This is a genomic window from Pantoea sp. EKM103V, from assembly GCF_011800365.1.
GTDB classification, from domain to species: Bacteria; Pseudomonadota; Gammaproteobacteria; order Enterobacterales; family Enterobacteriaceae; genus Pantoea; species Pantoea anthophila.
This window is the reverse complement of the sequence record NZ_JAALFQ010000002.1, coordinates 97,069-116,869: the sequence shown is the minus strand read 5'-3', so window position 1 is coordinate 116,869 and position 19,801 is coordinate 97,069. Positions and strand designations below refer to the sequence as shown.

The 19,801-nt window shown below is 52.4% G+C and carries 18 protein-coding genes and 1 pseudogene; 7 read left to right on the top strand and 12 right to left on the bottom strand.

Annotation, left to right across the window (positions count from 1 at the left end):
* Window positions 1-9 precede the first annotated feature (9 nt).
* The 4 genes from HFD97_RS06900 to HFD97_RS06885 all read right to left on the bottom strand — a co-directional run bounded on the left by HFD97_RS06900 (window position 10) and on the right by HFD97_RS06885 (window position 3,813).
* Window positions 10-576, bottom strand: coding sequence for a peroxidase-related enzyme (locus HFD97_RS06900; protein ID WP_140029120.1), 567 nt, complete (start codon window positions 574-576; stop codon window positions 10-12).
* Window positions 573-1,055, bottom strand: coding sequence for a CMD domain-containing protein (locus tag HFD97_RS06895; protein ID WP_167431623.1), 483 nt, complete (start codon window positions 1,053-1,055; stop codon window positions 573-575). Before HFD97_RS06895 ends, HFD97_RS06900 begins: the two co-directional genes overlap by 4 nt.
* Window positions 1,052-2,506: an NAD(P)-binding domain-containing protein gene (locus HFD97_RS06890; protein ID WP_167431622.1), complete on the bottom strand. Its 1,455-nt coding sequence runs from the start codon at window positions 2,504-2,506 to the stop codon at window positions 1,052-1,054. The genes HFD97_RS06895 and HFD97_RS06890 overlap by 4 nt, the downstream gene beginning before the upstream one ends.
* A 347-nt stretch (window positions 2,507-2,853) precedes the next feature.
* Window positions 2,854-3,813: a LysR family transcriptional regulator gene (locus HFD97_RS06885; RefSeq protein ID WP_167431621.1), complete on the bottom strand. Its 960-nt coding sequence runs from the start codon at window positions 3,811-3,813 to the stop codon at window positions 2,854-2,856.
* 245 nt (window positions 3,814-4,058) lie between these two features.
* On the opposite strand from HFD97_RS06885, the gene HFD97_RS06880 reads away from it, so the two are divergent.
* Entirely contained in the window at window positions 4,059-4,778 is a 720-nt protein-coding gene (locus tag HFD97_RS06880) for an aspartate/glutamate racemase family protein (RefSeq protein WP_167431620.1), read from the top strand.
* Window positions 4,779-4,852: 74 nt separating this feature from the next.
* On the opposite strand, the gene HFD97_RS06875 is transcribed toward HFD97_RS06880, so the two are convergent.
* Complete coding sequence (locus HFD97_RS06875) at window positions 4,853-6,331, bottom strand: SulP family inorganic anion transporter (RefSeq protein WP_167431619.1); 1,479 nt, start codon at window positions 6,329-6,331, stop codon at window positions 4,853-4,855.
* Between the two features lie 521 nt (window positions 6,332-6,852).
* On the opposite strand from HFD97_RS06875, the gene HFD97_RS06870 reads away from it, so the two are divergent.
* The gene (locus tag HFD97_RS06870; RefSeq protein ID WP_370528405.1) at window positions 6,853-8,145 is read left to right on the top strand and encodes a DUF2254 domain-containing protein; all 1,293 of its coding nucleotides are present in this window, start codon (window positions 6,853-6,855) and stop codon (window positions 8,143-8,145) included.
* 174 nt (window positions 8,146-8,319) lie between these two features.
* Here the strand turns inward: HFD97_RS06870 and HFD97_RS06865 are convergent, their stop codons facing one another.
* Window positions 8,320-8,499, bottom strand: a complete 180-nt coding sequence (locus HFD97_RS06865; RefSeq protein ID WP_009092874.1) for a general stress protein — start codon at window positions 8,497-8,499, stop codon at window positions 8,320-8,322.
* A 1,129-nt stretch (window positions 8,500-9,628) separates the two neighbouring features.
* Between HFD97_RS06865 and HFD97_RS06860 the strand changes: the two genes are divergently transcribed.
* From HFD97_RS06860 to HFD97_RS06850, 3 genes are all read left to right on the top strand, one after another.
* Entirely contained in the window at window positions 9,629-9,985 is a 357-nt protein-coding gene (locus HFD97_RS06860; protein WP_167431617.1) for a hypothetical protein, read from the top strand.
* Between the two features lie 64 nt (window positions 9,986-10,049).
* Complete coding sequence (locus HFD97_RS06855; protein WP_167431616.1) at window positions 10,050-10,361, top strand: hypothetical protein; 312 nt, start codon at window positions 10,050-10,052, stop codon at window positions 10,359-10,361.
* Window positions 10,362-10,817: 456 nt separating this feature from the next.
* A complete protein-coding gene (locus tag HFD97_RS06850) occupies window positions 10,818-11,714 on the top strand; it encodes a hypothetical protein (RefSeq protein ID WP_167431615.1) in 897 nt (298 codons plus the stop codon).
* 208 nt (window positions 11,715-11,922) lie between these two features.
* Here HFD97_RS06850 and HFD97_RS06845 read toward each other — a convergent pair whose 3' ends face one another.
* Window positions 11,923-13,980 (bottom strand): pyrroloquinoline quinone-dependent dehydrogenase, encoded by a 2,058-nt coding sequence (locus HFD97_RS06845; RefSeq protein WP_370462010.1) that lies wholly within the window; start codon window positions 13,978-13,980, stop codon window positions 11,923-11,925.
* A 49-nt stretch (window positions 13,981-14,029) separates the two neighbouring features.
* Window positions 14,030-14,395: a hypothetical protein gene (locus HFD97_RS06840; protein WP_009092868.1), complete on the bottom strand. Its 366-nt coding sequence runs from the start codon at window positions 14,393-14,395 to the stop codon at window positions 14,030-14,032.
* 339 nt (window positions 14,396-14,734) lie between these two features.
* Here HFD97_RS06840 and HFD97_RS06835 point away from each other — a divergent pair, with 339 nt between their 5' ends.
* Window positions 14,735-15,061: a four-helix bundle copper-binding protein gene (locus HFD97_RS06835; RefSeq protein ID WP_140029438.1), complete on the top strand. Its 327-nt coding sequence runs from the start codon at window positions 14,735-14,737 to the stop codon at window positions 15,059-15,061.
* A gap of 99 nt (window positions 15,062-15,160) precedes the next feature.
* Here the strand turns inward: HFD97_RS06835 and HFD97_RS22330 are convergent, their stop codons facing one another.
* Entirely contained in the window at window positions 15,161-15,931 is a 771-nt protein-coding gene (locus HFD97_RS22330; protein ID WP_258317021.1) for a helix-turn-helix domain-containing protein, read from the bottom strand.
* A 99-nt stretch (window positions 15,932-16,030) separates the two neighbouring features.
* Here HFD97_RS22330 and HFD97_RS06825 point away from each other — a divergent pair, with 99 nt between their 5' ends.
* On the top strand, window positions 16,031-16,417 hold the full coding sequence (locus HFD97_RS06825; protein WP_167428710.1) for a nuclear transport factor 2 family protein: 387 nt from the start codon (window positions 16,031-16,033) through the stop codon (window positions 16,415-16,417).
* Window positions 16,418-16,529: 112 nt separating this feature from the next.
* Here HFD97_RS06825 and HFD97_RS22320 read toward each other — a convergent pair.
* The 3 genes and pseudogenes from HFD97_RS22320 to umuC all read right to left on the bottom strand — a co-directional run.
* Window positions 16,530-16,919: pseudogene (locus HFD97_RS22320) on the bottom strand (hypothetical protein); the annotation flags it as partial.
* A 430-nt stretch (window positions 16,920-17,349) separates the two neighbouring features.
* On the bottom strand, window positions 17,350-17,607 hold the full coding sequence (locus tag HFD97_RS06820) for a hypothetical protein (protein WP_370528407.1): 258 nt from the start codon (window positions 17,605-17,607) through the stop codon (window positions 17,350-17,352).
* 930 nt (window positions 17,608-18,537) lie between these two features.
* A complete protein-coding gene (umuC, locus tag HFD97_RS06815; RefSeq protein WP_140029434.1) occupies window positions 18,538-19,800 on the bottom strand; it encodes a translesion error-prone DNA polymerase V subunit UmuC in 1,263 nt (420 codons plus the stop codon).
* Between the last annotated feature and the right edge of the window lies 1 nt (window position 19,801).

Genomic DNA, 19,801 nt, shown 5'->3' with positions numbered 1-19,801 from the left:
GTGCAGCCCTTATTTGTTCAGGTCAGCATGGCCGAGCACATGCATCAGACGGTTGGCCCAGCCAAAGATGGCGATGGCGTGGATGAGATCGAGGATCTCCTGATCGTTCATGCCGACAGCGCGCAGAGCGGCCACATCGTCCGGCGTCGCCTCAGAGGGCGTGACCGATAAACGACGGGCAAAGTGATAGATCGCCGCGTCGCGTTCACCTAATACATCGGCCCTGTCGAAGTAGACCGCACTGACCACCGCGTCATTCCCGGCCAGCTGGGCATGACGGCGCGCATGCACCACCGCACAGTAACGACAACCGTTGACGATGGATGCACCGAGCGCGCCCAGCTCTCGATCCGCGCGGTCCAGTCCCCCTTCAACATACATAATGGCGTTGAACAGGCCGGTGCGGGCGGTGTAGCTTTCGGGATCGTGTACCAGCGTGCGCACGTACTCTGAGATTTTCTTGTTGGAGGGCGTCACCTTCATCGCATCAAGCTGCGCCGGTGTCGCCTGTTCAACCTCGACCGGCGTGATATAGGGATGCCAGTGCAGTGGTTTGAGGTTAACTGACGGAATCATGCGGACCTCATCAGGCGTAAGCCAGCCGCCACGCGCGTCTGGAAGTTAACAAAGGCGATCAGTTCCGAGAGCGCGACGATTTGCGGATTGCTTAACCCGGCCTGCTCAAGCAGCCGGATATGCTGTTCGGTCGCCTGAATGGGTTGCTGGGTCACCAGATCGGCATGGCGCACAATCGTTGCCAGCGGCTCTTCACTCACCCCACCGCCCGCAGCCAGGGTCAGCAGCACGTCAGACGGATTTAACGCCGCCAGCTGAGCCTGGTAATCCCGTTGCAGCGCGGCATCGTCGTTCTGGTATGCCATGCGCTGGGCCAGCGCCAGACGCAGATCCGCCGGTAAACCCTGTTCATCTTCGGGCGCCAGCACGGACAGACGGCACGCTTCTGCACCCTCAACAAATTCGGGGCGCAGGCGGCGCGTCTGATACAACGCCTCATCGGGTGTTAATCCGGCTGCCTGATCAATAACGTCGATCACAACGCGTTCTCCTGTTTTAGTTGCGGGGTTGAATCCACCCATTCATCGCCCTGCAATTCAGGGGTGTCATAAGCCTGTAAACTGGCGAAGTGCTGTTCGACATCCTCGGCAAACAGCGAGGCCGTTATGCCGCGCACCAGACGATCGGCCCCCGCACTCACGGCCGGGATATCGCCGGAGACTTTGCCGTGCGTCAGCATCGCGGCATCGTTAAAGCAGTGGATGTGTGCCAGCATCGGGCAGGCCCCCGGCGTCACTTCGCGAAACTCAAAGGAAGGCCCCAGATCCGGCGCGTCCAGCAGGTTCTGACGTGCTGGCCCCATCTCTGGCTGATAACGGCCGTCGGCCCAGCTGCGGATATGCGGCTCGATGGCAGCAAACTCCGGCCGGCCGTTGAAATCGTTGGTGAAGCCGGTGGCGGCGATCAGGAAGTCGTAGCGCAGTGCGCCCTGGGTGGTTTCAATCACCAGGCCCTCTGCTTCCTGCCTGACGGCGTTAATGGCACAGTCGAGAAAGAAACGCGCATTGTCATGGCGGGAGACGCGCAGGGTTGACGCGCGAGGCGGCGGCGTTTGTGTCGCGGCGGTGTAGTCGACAAACTTCCATTTCCACGCATCCGGCAGAGAGTGCATGCCGTGTATCACCCCCTGGCTGCCGATGCCGGTCATCTTGTTGATACGCGGCATCGCTTTGCGCCGGATCAGCAGATCGACCGCTGCGGCACCCTGCTCCAGTGCGGTGGCGGCGTTATCCATCGACGACGCGCCTGCTCCAATCACCGCCACGCGTTTGCCCTGTAACGCCGCAAAATCGATCTCATCGGCGGAGTGTGCCCAGAACCGGCGATCAATACCCTGCAGGAAATCCGGAACGGCAAACCCGCCCAGTCCTGAACGTCCGGTAGCCAGCACCAGACGGCGTGTGTAAACACGGCCGGTTTCGGCGCCGTCCAGATCCAGCGCAATGACATCTCCGGCCTGTGCGATAGTGCAGACCCGCACGTTGTTCTGCACCGGCAGGTTCAGCACCCTGCGATACCAGATCAGATAATCCATCCACTGCGCTTTAGGGATTTTATCCAGCGCCTGCCAGGCTTCCTTGCCCCACTGCGCCGTAAACCATGCGCGGAAGGTCAGCGGTGCAAGACCCAGTGCCGGGCCCTGCAGCGTTTTCGGCGAGCGCAGGGTTTCCATGCGTGCAAAGGTCACCCAGGGGCCTTCCCGCCCTGCCGGTGCGGCGTCATACGCCACCACATTGCTGATGCCGGTGAGCTGTAATTTAGCGAGCGCAGCCAGACCGCACATACCGGCACCGATGACCACAACATCGCGAACCGGCGCCCCCTGCCAGGTGCGCTCCGGCACCCAGGATTTGGCGGGCAGTTCCAGACATTCCAGATCCTGCTGCAGCTGAGCTTCAAGCGCGGCAAGGCCTTTGGCGGCATACGTCATATAAAGATTTCCCTGGTGTCAGCGATCGCCGGATAGCGGGCGAAAACGATTAAAACGCGCCAATGACCCTGCTTTTTTATTATCTTAAAAACACATAGTAAGCGGATAAGAATCATCATAACGCATAGTAAGAACTCAGCTTTCGCATATTCCTCTTGCCCCAAATCGGAGTCAAGAAGCACGCTCACCCATTGACCAATGGATTTCTTATATCTTATGCCGCATAAGTTATAAGCATTGAAATCACAGGGATTATTCAGAAGGCTGCGTCTGGTTAACCCTGACGGGTATCTGTTGATTTTGGCAGGACGAGAGGTCACCCTGCCGGGTGACCGTGAGAGGCGGTGTTAATTCTGGTTGATAATACGCATGATGCGGGGATGTTCACTGGCTGTCAGACGTTCAAACCCCGGCAACAGGTGTGCGGCAGCATCGGCCAGGGCCTCCACCAGCGCCTGGGCCGCACTGGAAATCTGGCGGCCCTGCGGGGTGATGACGCCAAAGAAGTAAGGAATATCTTCCTGAATCGGGCGGATTGCCACACCGGCCAGCGGCATGCCCCAGCCCGTTACCGGTTCGAGGATCGCCACACCTAATCCAGCCCGCACGCAGCCCAGGATATTGGCCGAGGAGTTGGTTTCAATGGTTTCCAGCAGCGGGGCTCTGACCTTTTTCAGCGCTTTTTCATAGCGTCCGCGTAAGCGCTGCGGGCTGAAGGGAGCGATCAGCCGGCGGCCTGCCAGCTGGTTCAGTGAAAGCTCACTGTTCGCCGCCAGCTCATCCTCTTCCGGCAGCGCCACGACGCACTGCGACTGTCCAATCCAGTGCAGTTCAACCGCGTGATGTTCCAGCGGCAGACTGCATAAACCGATGTCAGCCTCTGCGGTGATCACCGCGTGCGCCGTCTGGACGGCAGATTCACTGATGATCTGGACTTTGTTCTGCAGGTTCAGTGCCGCCAGCGCCTGCGGCAGTAATCCGGCCGCCAGCGCAGGCGTAGCAGCAATACTGAGCGGGCGATGCTGCTGATGCGCAATCTCCTGGGCGCGTAAGCGGATCTGCTGCAAAGAGAGCAGTGCTTTTTGCACATACTGATGCAGCTGTAACGCCTCTTCAGAGGGATGAATACGTGGGCCGTTGCGGATAAACAGGGGGTAGCCCAGCGACTGCTCCAGCTCCTGAATCAGACGGGAAACAGCGGGCTGCGAGCGGTTCAGTGCTTTGGCTGCCGCCGTGACGCTGCCCGCAGAAATTACCGCCGAGAAGGCCTCCAGCTGACGCAGATCGAGGTCATTTAACATGGTCATCGCGAAGATACTTCCCTGAGTCGTTGATCGTTCCCGACAGAGAGTCGGAAAAAAGTCATCATAGAGAGAGTGTGCCGAATTAGCCACCACGAGCAATCTGCGGGGCAGCGCAGTCTTCATCCGCCATCACCCTGCTGCGTGTGAACTCTGGTAAAGAGATAACGGAAATGTCACCCTTCCATGATGCTGATTACTCAGGAAGGTCCGGGGATCCGGAAAAAGAATTAAGGAAAGGAGACGCTGGCGTGACGGTTTCTATAGGTGTACTTGCAGGTATGGGACCCCGTTCTACGGCCCCGTTCATTGATATGCTGGTGACAGAGTGCCAGCTGGGCTATGGTGCAAAATATGATCTGGATTTTCCTAAAATGCATATCATCTCTTTGCCGACCCCGTTCTGGCCCGGCAGGGACATTGACGATCACGCTATGGTTACCGCCCTGCAGGAGGGCATTGCCGACCTTGTTAAGGCCAGAGTCAGCCTGATAGCCGTTCCCTGTAATCTTGCACACTGCTATTTCGCCGAAATGAAAAAGGCCTGTGGAGATATTCCCCTTCTTCATATTGCAGAGAGTGCCCTGGCGTCGCTACCCGCAGAAGCCAGCAGAATCGCAGTACTGGCGACAGAACCTACCCTCGAGGCCGGTTTCTATCAGGCACGCATAAAAGCGTCTGGCCGCGAGATGATTGATTCACAGCGGCTTCGTGAAATGACCACAGCTTTAATCGGGCAAGTGAAAGCAAAAGGCTTCCACGACGCTGAGGTGCAGGCAGGATGGAAGGCGTTAGTCGCTGAAGTGGAAAGGCTTGAGGCAGAGGCGCTTCTGATTGCCTGTACCGATCTCAGCCCCCTGATAAAGGATCACTCTTACCGCTTTACCATTGCCGATACTGCAGCAACGCTGTCCAGGGCAACTATCCAGACCTTCAGGCTGCTAAGTGGTTACAAACCAATGCCGTGGTGATCGCCACGGCATTGCGCTTTCAACTGATGACACGGCTGGAAGCCGATCCTGTATCACCATAAATCATCAATGAATTAGTGGCCGCTCATCAGCTTTTTTACCTCTTCAGGTTTGTCATGCACGCCGAACCGGTCAACCAGCGTCCGGGTCGCGTCGTTCATTCCCCTGATGTCGACATCGGTGCCCTCACGGCGAAACTTAATCACAATGCGGTCCAGCGCATTGACTGCGGTGATATCCCAGAAATGGGCGTGCGTCACGTCGATCACCACACGATCCAGCTTCTCGCGAAAATCGAAATGGCGGGTAAACCGGTCAGCTGAGGCAAAGAAGAGTTGTCCGCTCACGGTATAGGTGCGGGTATTGCCCTCTACGGCAGAGGAAACGGCCATAAAGTGGGCCACCTTAGTGGCAAAGTTCAGTGATGCAATCAGTACCCCGGTCAGCACACCAAAGGCCAGATTATGGGTGGCGACCACCACGGCCACGGTCGCCAGCATCACAATGCTGCTTGAAAGCGGGTGGGTGCGCAGGTTCGCAAGGGATTGCCATGAAAAGGTGCCGATGGAAACCATAATCATCACCGCAACCAGCGCCGCCATGGGTATCTGCGACACCCAGTCGCGCAGGAACACCACCATCAACAGCAGCACCACGCCCGCCGTAAGCGTGGAAAGCCGTCCCCGCCCACCCGATTTAACATTGATTACCGACTGGCCAATCATGGCACAGCCCGCCATCCCGCCAATAAACGAAGTGCAGATATTGGCAATACCCTGTGCCTTGCACTCGCGGTTCTTGTCACTCGCTGTGTCGGTCATGTCATCCACAATCGTGGCGGTCATCATGGATTCCAGCAGCCCTACCACGGCCAGCCCCGCCGAGTACGGCAGAATGATCAGCAGGGTCTCAAGGTTAAGCGGGATATCCGGAATGAGAAACACCGGCAGGCTGTCAGGCAGTTTACCCATATCGCCCACCGTGCGAACGTCCAGGTGCAGCCAGACAGAGATAGCGGTCAGCACGATGATGCAGACCAGGGGGGAAGGAATCGTTTTATTCAGGTACGGGAAGAGATAAATAATGCCGAGCCCGGCAGCCGTGAGCGCATAGACGTGCCAGGTGACATGCGTCAGCTCCGGTAACTGCGCCATAAATATCAGTATCGCCAGTGCGTTCACGAAGCCGGTCACCACCGAGCGCGAAACGTAGCGCATCAGGCTGCCGAGCTTGAGGTATCCGGCTATCAGCTGGAACACGCCCGTCAGCACAGAGGCCGCAAGCAGATATTCCAGTCCGTGGTCTTTAACCAGCGTGACCATCAGCAGTGCCATCGCACCAGTTGAGGAGGAGATCATCGCCGGGCGGCCGCCAAAGAAGGCCATGACGATGGGAATACAGAAGGCGGAATAGAGGCCGACCTGGGGATCGACACCAGCAATGATGGAAAAAGCGATCGCTTCCGGAATAAGCGCGAGCGCGACAACAATACCGGCAAGGACGTCACCACGGACGTTACCCAGCCAGTCCTTACGCGTCGAGGACAGCAGCATAATAATTTCTCAGATTTTGAATAAAGTCAGCCCGCAGGGGCAATAATTTTCAGATACGAAAAGTTCCATCCGCAGACGGGATGTTCAGGGCGCGCAGCTGAGCGGGCTCAGTGCGACAGAGGAGGGGTAAGACTCAGGGTGGCGTAAGACGCATGATTCTGGATTCTCCTTTACGGCAACAAAGTGCCTTCAGGACGGAAGTCATCCCGCGCAATGCTGTTCTGAACGCGGGCCGTGATATCTGATCAGAGCGAAAAGCTGACCAGACAGACCCGTTACTATAAACGAATGCCATGACAGATCAATCCCGCTTGCAACAGGTCAGCGCCTTTCCGCGCAGGGCGAGCGGGTGTCAATGCGCCAATCCGTGGCTATTCTTACCTTGCAACCAGCCAGCTCTGTAAATGAAGGTTTCTGCCCAGGCCGATGGTCAGGAAAGAGAGGTGACAGAGTGGCTTTATAAGGACAGCGGACGAAGGCCTGATGCGAAGCCGCGACGATAAACTGATTAAAAAGGTGACATGATGTCTAAAACGCGGTGGCTTCTTCTCCGGCTGACCCGACAGCTCTGGTTTCGCAGTTCATTATTCGCGCTGCTGGCGATTATCACTGCCCTTGTCGCTATCGCCATTAAACCCTTTATACCGGTTTCGGTATCAGGGATTGTGGGCAGTGACGCAGTCGATAAGATCCTGACGATACTCGCCTCAAGTATGCTGGCCGTCACCACTTTCTCGCTCAATATCGTGGTTACCGCTTATAACTCTGCCAGCAGCAGCGTGACGCCACGCGCTACGGTGCTGCTGCTTGAAGATGGCACGACGCAGAATGTGCTGGCGACCTTTATTGGCTCCTTTCTTTACAGCCTGGTGGGCATCATCGCTCTCGGTATGGGCGCCTATGGCACCCAGGGGCGGGTGATTCTCTTTTTTGTCACCCTGGTGGTCATTGCCACGATTGTCGTGACGCTGCTGCGCTGGATACAGCATCTGGCCCAGTTTGGCTGCATGTCTGACACATCACATCGCGTCGAAGAAGCCACCACGGCAGCCCTCCACGATCGCCTCCGGCAACCCTGTATGGGCTGCTCTGCCTGGAACGGTGTTCTGCCAGAGAATCGCGCCCCGCAGAGCATCTTTCATCCGCAGACCGGCTACCTGCAACATGTAGACCTGCAACATCTTTCCGACTTCGCTCAGGAGAACGACTGTCATCTTTATCTTGCCGCTCAGCCGGGCAGTTTTATTCATCAAGGCGCCCCGCTGCTCTGGTGCGATCGGCCACTGGAGGAGGATGAGATGCAGAGAGTGTGTCATGCCTTCACCCTGGGTGAGCAGCGTTCCTTTGAACAGGACCCCCGCTTTGGGCTGTGTGTCCTGTCCGAAATCGCCTCACGCGCGCTATCTCCGGCGGTTAACGATCCGGGCACTGCGATCGATATTATCGGCCGGGCGGTCAGGTTGTTCACCCTGCCCGCCTCTGCAGACTCTGCAGACTCTGCCACCACGCACTACCCGCGGCTCTTTATGCAGCCCGCACAAATCTGCGACATGTTTGACGATATTTTCACAGGGATTGCACGCGATGGTGCCGCGATGGTCGAAGTTCAGTTGCGCCTGCAGAAAGCGCTGCACTCGCTGGCGGTGATTTCCCCTCAACGTTATGCCGCAGAGGCGCAGCGCCATGCCCTGCTTGCGCTGACGCGTGCCAGTCACGCGATGCATTGTGAGGCAGATAAAGAGGCAGTTAAACGTGCTTATGGCTGGCACTATTTAAACGGGACGGGAATAAGTAAAGAAGAGAGCCTGATATGAAACAATATCGACTGGCAGAGAAAGGATTTAATTAAAGTTGCCAGTAACACTGCGGCAGCGCTTATTTATTGATAATTGGTTTCGTAAATTAAACCTCATCTCTCAATGAATTAAAAATGAAAGCCCCGGCAGGAATGCCGGGGCCTGAGGCTAAATCAGCATTAACATCTCTGATTATTCAGACTTACGTCCGCCCCCGTGGCTATTCTGGCCACCTTTTTTGCCCGCTTCTGAAGCTTTTTCACGGTCATTGGCGAAGTTACCGCCGCTGTTTTGCCCGCCTTTTTTACCCGCTTCAGATGCTTTCTCAGGGTTTTCTGCAAAATTACCTGAACCACCACGATGTTCGGCCATATTATCCTCCTGGATAACTTTTCTAAAAATAGATGGTAACCGGCATGATAAATATCGCCAGCCGTATTCGTGTTGCACTGTTTATTCTAGAGGGGGCAAGGATGTTTGCAAGCGGACCCGTTTAAACTCTGCGGGGAAAACGCATAAGCGAGACGCACGCCAGACGAAATAAGCCAGACGACAGGGCTGAATATTTTAAAATTAAAACAGATTGTTATGACGCCGAGTTGAAAGTTTTATTTTTCGCGACCCGTTAATAAAATATTACCTTTATTAAAATTTATAAAAACAGAGTGCTGTGACGCCGTGCTAAAGCATGCATGTTCAATCGAAAAGAGTGGAGGCAGGCTCTGACTCACTCATGCTGCAGAAAGAGTGGCAGATAAGCGTAACCGGGTCTGTAAAAGCCCGTATGATTTTACTCAGTTCCAGGTTCAGAAAAACACCAGGTGCAGTTTGTTAGCAGCCTGATGGATCTGCAGCGCGGCTTGGGGCGCCTGGCCATCCGCCGGAAACACACCTTAAGGATTCAGCCCTTTCAGGGGCTATCTCACAATAATTTACGCTGGCAAACAGTCTGTTTTAGTCAGAATCAGCAGGCGTTTTGACTCCTTTCTGATGTGCGATCCGCTTAACCCAGCTCCTCTGGATTCGTAGTGTATCTTCAGCGCGCCTGTTGAAGAGCCCTCCAGCCTCGCCGTGCCAGTTTGTCCTGAATGCAACATATCTGCTCTTAAACAGTTTCTGCATTAATCATTAAATAATCAGAATTAAAGAGGTTACAACCTTCTGAAATGCAATTTTTTCATTACCTATCCAATTTTTTAGATAAACATAAAATTAATGCTTAATAAAAATGTAATACGTTTCAGCCTGTAAAAGCTGTTACCGTGAACTGTATCTCACTTTCAGAGTTGGCCTGACAAAACAGCACCCGCCAGAAAGATACATTCAAGATCTAACAAACCTACCTGCTACTTTACACACAACAGTTAATCACCAGACACTTCTTATTACATCTGCATCCCTTCTCTTTTCATGCTTTTTTTAATTTACTTCAGGCAACCCCACGGCGGGGTTATCAGCAATGTGTTTTTTACTCATGTATTTCTTAATTTAAGGATGGACTATGAGACTCAATAAAATCACTTTTGCGTTAGGAGTTTTGCTAATTATGTCATCCCGGCTATCAGTCGCAGCGCTGTTGGACAGTGAGGCTGTTAAATCCGACTCTGCGAAGCCCTATGTGTTAATCGGCGATGCGAATGGCGCTGCAGGTGCTGCAGGAGGTAATGGGGGGAATGGTGGAAATGATAATTCACCGGGAGCGCCAGGCGGGGATGGCGGCAATGGCGGTAATGGTGGTAATGCCGATAGTGGGAATGGCAGCAGCAATGGTAATGACAGTGGAGATAATAACGGAACCGGTAATGGTGACGGAAGCGATAATGGCGGAGGAGATAATGGTGGTGAGGGTGGTTCATAACAGGCAGCTTTAATTTTAATGCGCGGCGAATGATTTCTCCGCGTTTAATTTATGGAGATATAAAATGAAAGTTCGCTCATTAACCATCAATATAGTTATCCTTTCAACTATTTTAGTCAGTGCTTTGAATGCTCAGGCCTCAAACAGGCATCATCATAAACATAATGACTGCTCATATCTGAATGGGAAAGATGGCGGCACGACTAAAAGCGGTGACGCTAATGGTGAGAATGGCAGGCAAGGTGTGTCGGGAACCCCATGTATCAATGGCGGCAATGGCGGTAATGGCGGTAACACGCCTGATGGAAACGCAAATGGCGGAAACGGTGCGCCCGGAGCTAATGGAGCTAATGGAGCTAATGGAGCTAATGGATGAATAACAAAATAAATACATTTTTCTCGTTAAGCCTGTTTAGCGTAGTAATTCTCAACTCAATGACCAATGCCTGGGCAAACAAGGAGAAAAAATTGTAATACCGGCTTCTCATTTCTTTCATCTGACAGCTGATAGCGGCAATGGTAGGGATGAGCGGTGCCAGAGCGTCTAAGTAGACAGACTTTTCGTAATGAATCTCTTTCAGTCAGGTTGATGTAGTTCAGGTATTAAAACCTGATATCGCTCTGACTGAACGTCTGACTTTTCACAAGGTCCGCTTTGTACCAGAAGCGGCCTCTTCGCTTAAATCTGTAAAGAACAGAGCGTTTGCTTTTTTGACTGGAGACCTTAAATGAATCATTTCATCTAAAGTTTTATGTCGCTCTGTCGTTACTTAAAAAAACCATCGATATTTATCACGGACTGAGTGTTGTTCAGGATGGAGAGGCATTGGCAATGAACATCAATACGTTAAACAATATTTACAGGCAGAATCCATCTGTATCAGTTAAAACCCCTGAAAGCTCCAGCCTCTACTCTGCCAGCGAGAGCAACGCTACAGTCGTGCAGCCTGTCTCGTCAGGCCAGTCTACGATAAGTGGACGAGGACTGATGATGTCTCGTCTTTTTGGTAAGGTAAGCACCTTACCTGAAATGCAGACTCAGCTTACCAAAAATAACCAGGGAATGGATGCCTCTGTTTTTCTGACGAAGAGCGATTTGGGCGCACTTTCACATCTCTATGAACAGGCACAAGCACAGGGAAATGACTTACGATATGTTGATGATATAGCACGCGATTTAGGTAATTACCGTAAGTTCGGAAGCGTGTCAGGTAGTTATAATACAGGGAATAGTTACGATACGACTGGTCGGGTTCAGACGGTATCATTCACAGATAAAGATGCTGCAACAGCATCCCGTATTCTGAATGGTGATAACCTTGCAAACTCTGGCCTCGACCCTGCTTTTATCAGATATGAACTCGACCCTGGGTATTCTTTCAGTCATACCGCGAGTTTTGACTATCTGGAATCCATCATGAACACTACCGTTTCTGATGCGACATCGAAAAACCAATTCATGGCATCTCCGTTCACAACTTATGTAAGTCAGGGACAGAATAACTACATAATAAAAACGGCCAGCGAAGCCACGCTGAAAATTGAAGAACCTGATGTCATCAGCAAAGATGGTGTATTTACTGTCACCGAAGCCGGCAAGAAGCATGGATTCAGATTAGAAGGCAATGATGTCATACAGGATAAAAACACAGGCATAAATGACACTCAGTATGGAAAGCGCTGGGACAAAACGTTAATGGACTACTTTCTGAACCTGAAGAATACATAAGATATTAATCCTGAAAATTCAGAAGCCAGAACTGTTTGATCTGCTTAGTCAGTAACTTTTATCAATAACGCCTTTCAGTTCTATCTGCAGTCGACGGCTCTCAGACTGGGCATGAGATTGCTTTTAGAAGAATGATCATTTGCTCAGAATCACAAAGAAAATGGGGCCTCAGGGCCCCATACATTCTCCACGGAATCTTCAGCATCCGCTATTCAGGTAAAGCGTAAACCACCACCTGGTCGCCCACCTGATCCTTGAGGATGGTATTACCGCCGGCGACAAACGCCACGTACTGGCGGCCTTTATACTCATAGACCGAGGGATTGGCTACCGCAGGGGCTTCTGCCTGATCGGACCACAGCTCCTCGCCACTCTCCACGGAATAGGCACGAACCTTAGCATCCATTGACGCACCAATAAATATCACGCCGCCCGCAGTGACTGCCGGGCCGCCGATGGTCGGTGAGCCCCAGCTTTCTGGCATAAAGAAGCCATACTGCTGAGATGCGCCAACAGGACGACGCCATTTGACGTCACCGGTGTGCATATCAATCGCCACGATTTCACCAAAGGGTGGCTGCCAGCACGGCATGCCCAGCCAGTTATTGGCAACCATGAGACGCATGCCGTAAGGCGCGCCTTCCTGTGGTGCAAAACCACTCTCATTGCCCGCGCCATTATCCGCTTTTTCATAATCTTCGCGGCTGTAGAGCTTAACGTACTGCACGATATGGGAGGTGTTAACGATCGCGATCTGTTTTTGAGGATCGAACGCGACGCCGCCCCACTGCACGCCACCCGCACTGTCCGGATACGTCAGTGTGCCTTCGCCTTTGGTGACAGGCGGCGTGTACATGCCTTCGTAGGTCAGCTTATCCCACAGCCTTGAACACTGACCTGCCCCCACCATATCCGCCAGTTTCCAGATCGCTGGCTTTTTCGACTGGTCAAGCAGCGGTGCAGGTTTCGTCGGGAATGGCTGCGTGGGTGAAAGAACTTCACCCTGAACCGAGCCATCACCCTGCGGCACAGGTCGCTCTTCAATCGGCCAGACATCCTCACCGGTCAGCCGATTCACTACAAACAAAAAGCCCTGCTTGGTTGCCTGAATCAGTGCCGGGATCGGTTTGCCATTGACCGTGATATCCATCAGTGTCGGCGCCGAGTTGATGTCGTAGTCCCACACATCGTGGTGCACCCACTGACGGGACCAGACGACTTTACCTGTGTTCACATCCAGTGCAGTGGTTGAGGTAGCCAGTGGGATAGGTGCAGTGCGGTTACCTCCCCAGTAGTTGGGAGACGGCGATGAGACCGGCAGATACACCAGTCCATGCGCCTCATCAGCTGACATATGTGTCCAGACGTTAGCCGTACCGGTCCGTTTGCGGACCGCTTCCGGAATAGCGTCAAACGTCCACTCGCGTTTGCCGGTCTGCGCATTCACAGCGAAAACTGTGCCCGGAGGCGCTTCAGCATAGGCCCAGTCCTTGCCCGCCCAGCCAATCAGCAGGTGGTTACCCACGACCGTTGGCGGCTGCAGAACTGAAAGCGGGTATTTGGCGTTAATCGTGTTCCACTGATTCAGATCGAGAACGCCATTATCAGCAAAGTCGCTGCATGGCTTTCCGGAATCGGCATCCAGCGCAAAGAGCTTGCCATCAACCGTACCCATATAGACGATTTTCTGACACGCCTGTCCGGCGACGGGGGTTTTTGCCTGCCAGTAAGAGACGCCCCGGTTTTTCAGAACGGGCTGGGTCAGGGCTTTACGCGGGGATTTGGTGTCGTAGTGCCATTTCTCTTTGCCCGTACCGGGATCGAGGGCAATCAGGCGATCGAATGGCGTACCGATATACAGGGTCTGATTGGCAAAAATAGGGGTGGCTGACCAGACGGTCGCGGGCGTGTCACCCTTGCCGTCCGAGACATCACCGGTATGAAATTCCCAGATCTTCTTTAACTGGCTGACGTTGTCTGTATTGATCTGCTTCAGCGGGCTGTATTTCTGCGCGTTAAGCTGACCATGAAAGCTGTCCCAGGTCGCACCCGATGGCACCAGAGAAGTCGGGGGATTGTCTGCCGTTGCGACCTTATCTCCATCACGCTTGCCGGTTGAGGCATCGTCTGTGGTGTTAGTGGTACCGGGAGATTGGTGATCAGCCGCATCCGGACTGACCTTCTCCCGCGCGCCCATAGAGGCCTCCGCAGCTTTATCCTGCGCATGGAGTGCCAGTGGGGTAAGCAGCAGCGCCAGCGCCGTCATGCCGACTTTCATTACCGGAGTCGTTTTATTGTTGTTCACGAAGGTTTCCTCAGGCTTTAACGCGATGGTCAGGACGGGCGGGGTTTCTGCAGAGCGTAATCAGACCAATAAGGCCTGCAACCATCGCTGCCGTAATGATGTACTGATGCAGCAAGGCGGCGGCAAAAGCAGTGCCGAATAACACGACCAGGGTCAGAACAATTACTGTCGCACGTGCACCGCGACCGGATGCACTACGCAGAATAAATGTCAGTATCGCCAGAATGACGCTGGCGATAGCCACACCTAACGCGCCGATTGTACCGGTCACACCGGTCAGTGGCGTCAGCCACGCATACAAAGCCACCGCGAAACCGATCGCTGCCGCGATCAGCAGCAGTAAGCCGCCCAGACGTGAAGATTGAGGTTGTAACATAACAGGAAGTCCCATGGTGTTTGATTAATCATTAAATATGGCGCACTGGCAGGTTTATGCGGCTGTTTTTCACCGGAAAATGATAAAAAAACCTGCCATCTGTAGCAGACTGGATACCCAACGTATTCAGATTACCGGTTAATGCGTGAGTTTCATCAGGCCTGGAAGGAAAATGGAATTCCGCAAGCCGGGATGTTTTGCGGGCAAAAAGTATTTTTAAATAGAAGAGGCGATTTTATGAAGTGTGTGAAACCCCGGAAAGGTTATTAACTCATTCCAGAATTGCATAATCAGTTATCTCATCCATGCTTAATCTGTAACTTTAGCTGAGGAGATATCATGTCAGACGAATATAAAAAATGCATCGAATCCTGTTACCTGTGCGCAGCTGCGTGTGATAACTGCGCGGCTTCATGTCTCGAAGAAGAGAATCTTGAAATGATGCGCGAATGCATAAAGCTGGATATGCAATGTGCAAATATCTGCCGTCTCGCAGCTCAATTCATGACACTAAATAGCGACTCAGCACAGGCGCTCTGCCGTCTTTGCGCTGACGTTTGTCAGAAGTGCGGTGATGAGTGTGGAAAGCATGAACATGACCATTGTCAGGAGTGCTCCAGAGCTTGTCATCACTGTGCTGAACAATGCCGAAAGATGGCAGCCTGAGAATGAATTAACTTTGCTAAACCCGCTTCGGCGGGTTTTTTATTCCTGGTGGTAAGCCCGCTTATGCCAGAAGCGGACGCTAAATGCAGGCCTGGATATTTAAATTTTAAACCGCGCAGGCGTCGTACCAAATACTCTGCGAAACAGGGCGATGAAGGCACTCACATTGTTGTACCCAAGTTCCAGTGCAACTGTTGTCACTTGCTTGCCTGAAGCCAAAAGCTCAAGAGCCTTGAGTAGCCGTATGCGCTGTCGCCATTCATTAAAGGTAAAACCAGTTTCAGCGTTAAACCGACGAGACAGTGTGCGCGAAGATATTCCTGCCCAGACTGCCCATTCCTTAAGTCCGCGATCGTCGTTCGGGTTGTCAGATAGTGCCTGAGCAATTCTGACGAGCCGAACATCCTGCGGCATGGGCAGCCCAAGATCGACCTCAGGAAGGGAGCCTATTTCATCCAGAATAACGCCAGCTAAACGTTTTTGAGGCGCATTTAACTCTGCATTTTCCCATGAGGCAGCCCGTGTTATTGCCTCACGCAACAAATTTGTAATTGAGAGAACAGCAGGTTTATCAGTTAGTTCACTGCATAGGGTGGCAGACACATAGATACTCCAGCCAGAATAAGGGCCGTGCGAGCGTAGTCCATGCGAAACATCTGGAGGTATCCATACGGCATGCGTTGCCGGTACGACCCACCGATAATCTCCGGCATCGACCGTAAGCAGCCCATCCTCAGCTCCGAGTAATTGTCCACAGGAGTGATGGTGGCGAGCCGTTTCCCTTATTGCATCAGACTGGCTGACTGTGACAATCAATGGGGGGCCATCTGGAGCTAAAGTCCGGGTGAACGAAATCAATGGTTCAGTCATATTGGCGCGTCTGAGGTATTTGATGTCTTTTATACCGTACCGAAGCCATCGAGTCGATTGTAAAGTACGCCTGACTTTTACTGAGGGCAGACCATGAAAATGATTTCTATTACTGACGTACTGGATGAGATTCTTAACCAACAGCAGATGCCACTCGATGTGATAATTAATCGCTATTTTAGTCCCGGTTATCGGCAGCGTACTGATAACGCGTGGGAGGACTTAGATGGATTTACTCAACATGCACGTAAACTTCGCGAGATCATTGCTTCCGGCATAATTGAGATGCACGACGAGTTACGGGATGGAAATCGCTATGCTTCAAGGCATCGTGTTTTGTGTTTTAAGCGTGATGGTGAAGAGGCAGATATGGAAGTGTATATGTTCGCTGAAACAGATGATTCTGGACGATTTATTCGTATCGAAGAAGCCACGCTAATGATTAAAGGTCTGGAAAGTGACCGAGACTTAGGAAGCGCCAGATAATCAGGTTTTTATATCTGCTGTTCGCTCACAGGCGGCAACCCGAATCACATCTACTGACCCGATTGAGATTGAACATGACAACATCATCCTGCAATAAAAGCCACATTCCTGGTCAGAAGCGGTCATTTTCAGCGCCCAAAAAGACAGAGGAAGTGGTTGTGGCCTGATGTACAAATCTGCTTGAGCAGATTACACACAGGATGACACCCAGCGTTATCATAATCATTACCGGGCTTACCGTTTCAGACAGCAGCGTTGCCGAAATTCCGAGACCCAGCAACGGCTTCAGCAACTGTAACTGTCCTTAGGAGGCGATACCGCCAGCGGCCAGCCCTCTGGCCATGTCTCCATAGAGGCACTCAACATCAGCGGCAGCGAAATAAGCATTGCCCGGCAGATCACCGGTTACTGAGACAGAACCCGCCTGACACATAGCAAACCCCTCTACCAGAAGGCTACCGGGTACAGAGAAAATTCAGAATGTCAGTCTGGGTCTTTTGCCTGCCCCCGCTCAGCTGAGCCTGTACGATCTTCTGCCTGTCATAATTGGCAACCTGCCTGGGCACTTCAAACTCATAAACCGAAGTCGCCCAGCATCAGCCGGGTAATGGACGTATCAATACCCTGTGCGAACCGGCTGACATGATGCAGAAGTGTCATATTCATGTGCCTTTGTCAGAAGTATCTGTGCGCGAAAAAGCAGAAAGACAGCAACACAAGTAAAGTTGGGGCCTGGGATAATAACAGGATTAACTGATAACAAAGTAGCGGGAAGTATTTGTTCGTATGCGCGGCTATTCGTTTTAGTCAGTTATTGAAGATAGTGTCACATCAAACGGGCCAGCAAGAGATTGGGATTGATGTTTCATCATCAATCAAATCAGCAAGCTGACCATATATATTAATGATAATGAACTGCCGGAAAAGATGGTTTATGCAGCATGACTGCTACGCCATTCATCAACCATTTCTTTCGTCACTTCCTTTTTATAGCAAATGGGTGCATATCCGCCCTGCTTACTCCAGGCACTGCGCCTGCCGCAGCTGCTGCCATTGCGTGCAGAGTTGAACGGGCATGCACATACGCCCGGATAAGCCGAAATGGAGTCTTCAATTATGAGCTGGCGAATCTGATCGTCAGTTTGCTTCGATGTTTTCGCCTCAGAAAGACCAGCCCAGAACATACTCATAACAATGGCCAGAGAAATAACCGTTTTGTTTTTTATCATAATCCCCTCCAGAAGTGAGAGGAACACATTAGCGCGACAGAACAGGTTCCAATCGAGCAAAAAAGACACAATACACCACCTATTCAATTCGCCTCAATTATTCCAGTTATACCGAAATAATTCCGTACTGGCTTACCACTTAGGCTTATTTTCTAATTAAAACAGATGATTATAAGGTGGCCACAACGATGAAAGATGGTTTATTGCCCTGAAATTATTCGGCGCAGCTGACTGACTATCAGTAGCTCCCAAGTGGCATTCACTGAGACGCATAAATCAAGACCTGCACCAACAGCTTACTGAGCCTGCAAGCCTTAATGTCTTCAAAGATCAGCGGGCTTCGTCCTGCAGCCGGTGGCGATAATGTTTCAGGACAACGTGTGTCACGATCTGACCGTAAATAAAGCCGCCCAGCCCGCCACATATTACGGCGCCGGTTATGCCGCCACAGTACGCTCCCACGCCACCGAGGCCCCCGCAGAGCATGAGTCCCACCCAGGTCTGCCAGTGCCGGAAGGCCGATTTGTATGCTCTACGCCAACGACTTCCCCGCTCCCGAAAAGATAGGTCTTTTAGTTCGGGAATACTCTTTTGGGTCCAGTAGATTTTCACGATAGTGTCCTTGTTACGATTGCTAAACGAAGAAAAACATAAAGTGCTGGCCCAGAAAAGGTTTATCCGCCCGGCGCTTGTCGATCATCACGGAAGCTGGCCTGACGTCAGTCCGCTTTGTGTCAGAAGCAAACGTTGAAGCCGTAATACCATTTTTGCAACATTACAGGTATGAGGCATTTGTATTTTTATGGCAGCCTTCGGATAAGGCTATTCTTCCCTGAAACCTCTTTAATCCAGACAGGTTCTCGCGATCTGCCTTCGCATCATCCGGTGAAATTATTTTATTCCCGGAATATCTTTCAGCCGCGTTGTATAGCGTGGCGACAACCTTTCACGCTTCATCTGCCATGAGCTGTCGCGCGCTCCCTGCCCCGCAAACCAGACCTTGCCTTTCCCTGAACGATTAATGCCGTCCAGTGCCGCCATTAAAGCATCTGCGTTTGCACGGGGCTGCTGCTCACTGAACAGGTCAAACTGCGTCATGCCGGACGGGTAAAAATCTCCCAACATCACCCCAGCTTTGGCATAGCGGAAGCCCTCCCGCCAGATAGTGCCAAGACCGCGAAGCGCTGATTCTATAATGTCCCGCGTATCACTGGTCGGATAATCGCACATGCAGGATGCCGTGTTGGAATATCGCGGCTCATCGCCATGTCTGCCGGTGGCAACTGAGACACTGATATGTCTGCAGCGTGAATTCTGCTCCCTGAGCTTTTCTGCCGCACGCGTGGCATACAGCACGATTGCCTGCTGCATCTCTTCCAGTTTTGTGACTCTTTCACCAAACGACCGCGAGTTCAGTATGTGCTCTTTCGGTGGCGGTGCATCCTCAAGCGCGATGCAGGACTCACCATTCAGCTCACGGGTGATACGCTCAACGATGACGTCAAAATTTTTCCGTATCATGCTGATGTTGCTGTCTGCCAGCTGCAGGGCCGTTGTTATTCCCAGCTGATTCATGCGTTTGCTGATGCGCTGACCGATGCCCCAGATATCACTGACGTCGGTCAGATGAAGGAGCTTTCGCTGCCGGTGTCTGTCAGACAGGTCCACGACGCCGTTAGTCTGTGTCCATTTCTTTGCCGCATGGTTGGCCAGTTTCGCCAGCGTTTTTGTCGGCGCAAACCCCACGCCGATAATGAGTCCCGTTTCCCTGCGGATACGCTCGCGCATCTGCTGTCCGAAGGTCTCAAGCGGGATGAGGCTGTTAATCCCTGTAACGTCCAGAAAACACTCATCAATTGAGTAAACTTCCTGCCCCGCAGCCATCTCCCCCAGTATCGCCATCATGCGTGCCGACATGTCGCCATACAGCTCGTAGTTGGAGCTGAATACGTATACCCCGTTCTCCCTGAAGAAACGCTCATTTTTAAACAGCGGGGCCGCCATTTTTATGCCCATTCGCTTTGCTTCAGCCGAGCGGGCAATAACGCAGCCATCGTTATTCGACACGACCACAATGGGTTTTCCGCGCAGGTCGGGCCGGAATACCGTTTCACAGGAGGCGTAAAAATTATTGGCATCGGCCAGCGCAAACATC

Coding starts and splice junctions, on each gene's coding strand:
- HFD97_RS06865 (WP_009092874.1), bottom strand. CDS start 8,499: ATGGCCGAACATCGTGGTGGTTCAGGTAATTTTGCAGAAAACCCTGAG.
- HFD97_RS06900 (WP_140029120.1), bottom strand. CDS start 576: ATGATTCCGTCAGTTAACCTCAAACCACTGCACTGGCATCCCTATATC.
- HFD97_RS06870 (WP_370528405.1), top strand. CDS start 6,853: ATGATGTCTAAAACGCGGTGGCTTCTTCTCCGGCTGACCCGACAGCTC.
- HFD97_RS06855 (WP_167431616.1), top strand. CDS start 10,050: ATGAAAGTTCGCTCATTAACCATCAATATAGTTATCCTTTCAACTATT.
- HFD97_RS06850 (WP_167431615.1), top strand. CDS start 10,818: ATGAACATCAATACGTTAAACAATATTTACAGGCAGAATCCATCTGTA.
- HFD97_RS22330 (WP_258317021.1), bottom strand. CDS start 15,931: ATGACTGAACCATTGATTTCGTTCACCCGGACTTTAGCTCCAGATGGC.
- HFD97_RS06835 (WP_140029438.1), top strand. CDS start 14,735: ATGTCAGACGAATATAAAAAATGCATCGAATCCTGTTACCTGTGCGCA.
- HFD97_RS06825 (WP_167428710.1), top strand. CDS start 16,031: ATGATTTCTATTACTGACGTACTGGATGAGATTCTTAACCAACAGCAG.
- HFD97_RS06820 (WP_370528407.1), bottom strand. CDS start 17,607: ATGAGTATGTTCTGGGCTGGTCTTTCTGAGGCGAAAACATCGAAGCAA.
- umuC (WP_140029434.1), bottom strand. CDS start 19,800: ATGTTTGCGCTGGCCGATGCCAATAATTTTTACGCCTCCTGTGAAACG.
- HFD97_RS06875 (WP_167431619.1), bottom strand. CDS start 6,331: ATGCTGCTGTCCTCGACGCGTAAGGACTGGCTGGGTAACGTCCGTGGT.
- HFD97_RS06885 (WP_167431621.1), bottom strand. CDS start 3,813: ATGACCATGTTAAATGACCTCGATCTGCGTCAGCTGGAGGCCTTCTCG.
- HFD97_RS06840 (WP_009092868.1), bottom strand. CDS start 14,395: ATGTTACAACCTCAATCTTCACGTCTGGGCGGCTTACTGCTGCTGATC.
- HFD97_RS06860 (WP_167431617.1), top strand. CDS start 9,629: ATGAGACTCAATAAAATCACTTTTGCGTTAGGAGTTTTGCTAATTATG.
- HFD97_RS06890 (WP_167431622.1), bottom strand. CDS start 2,506: ATGACGTATGCCGCCAAAGGCCTTGCCGCGCTTGAAGCTCAGCTGCAG.
- HFD97_RS06845 (WP_370462010.1), bottom strand. CDS start 13,980: ATGACGGCGCTGGCGCTGCTGCTTACCCCACTGGCACTCCATGCGCAG.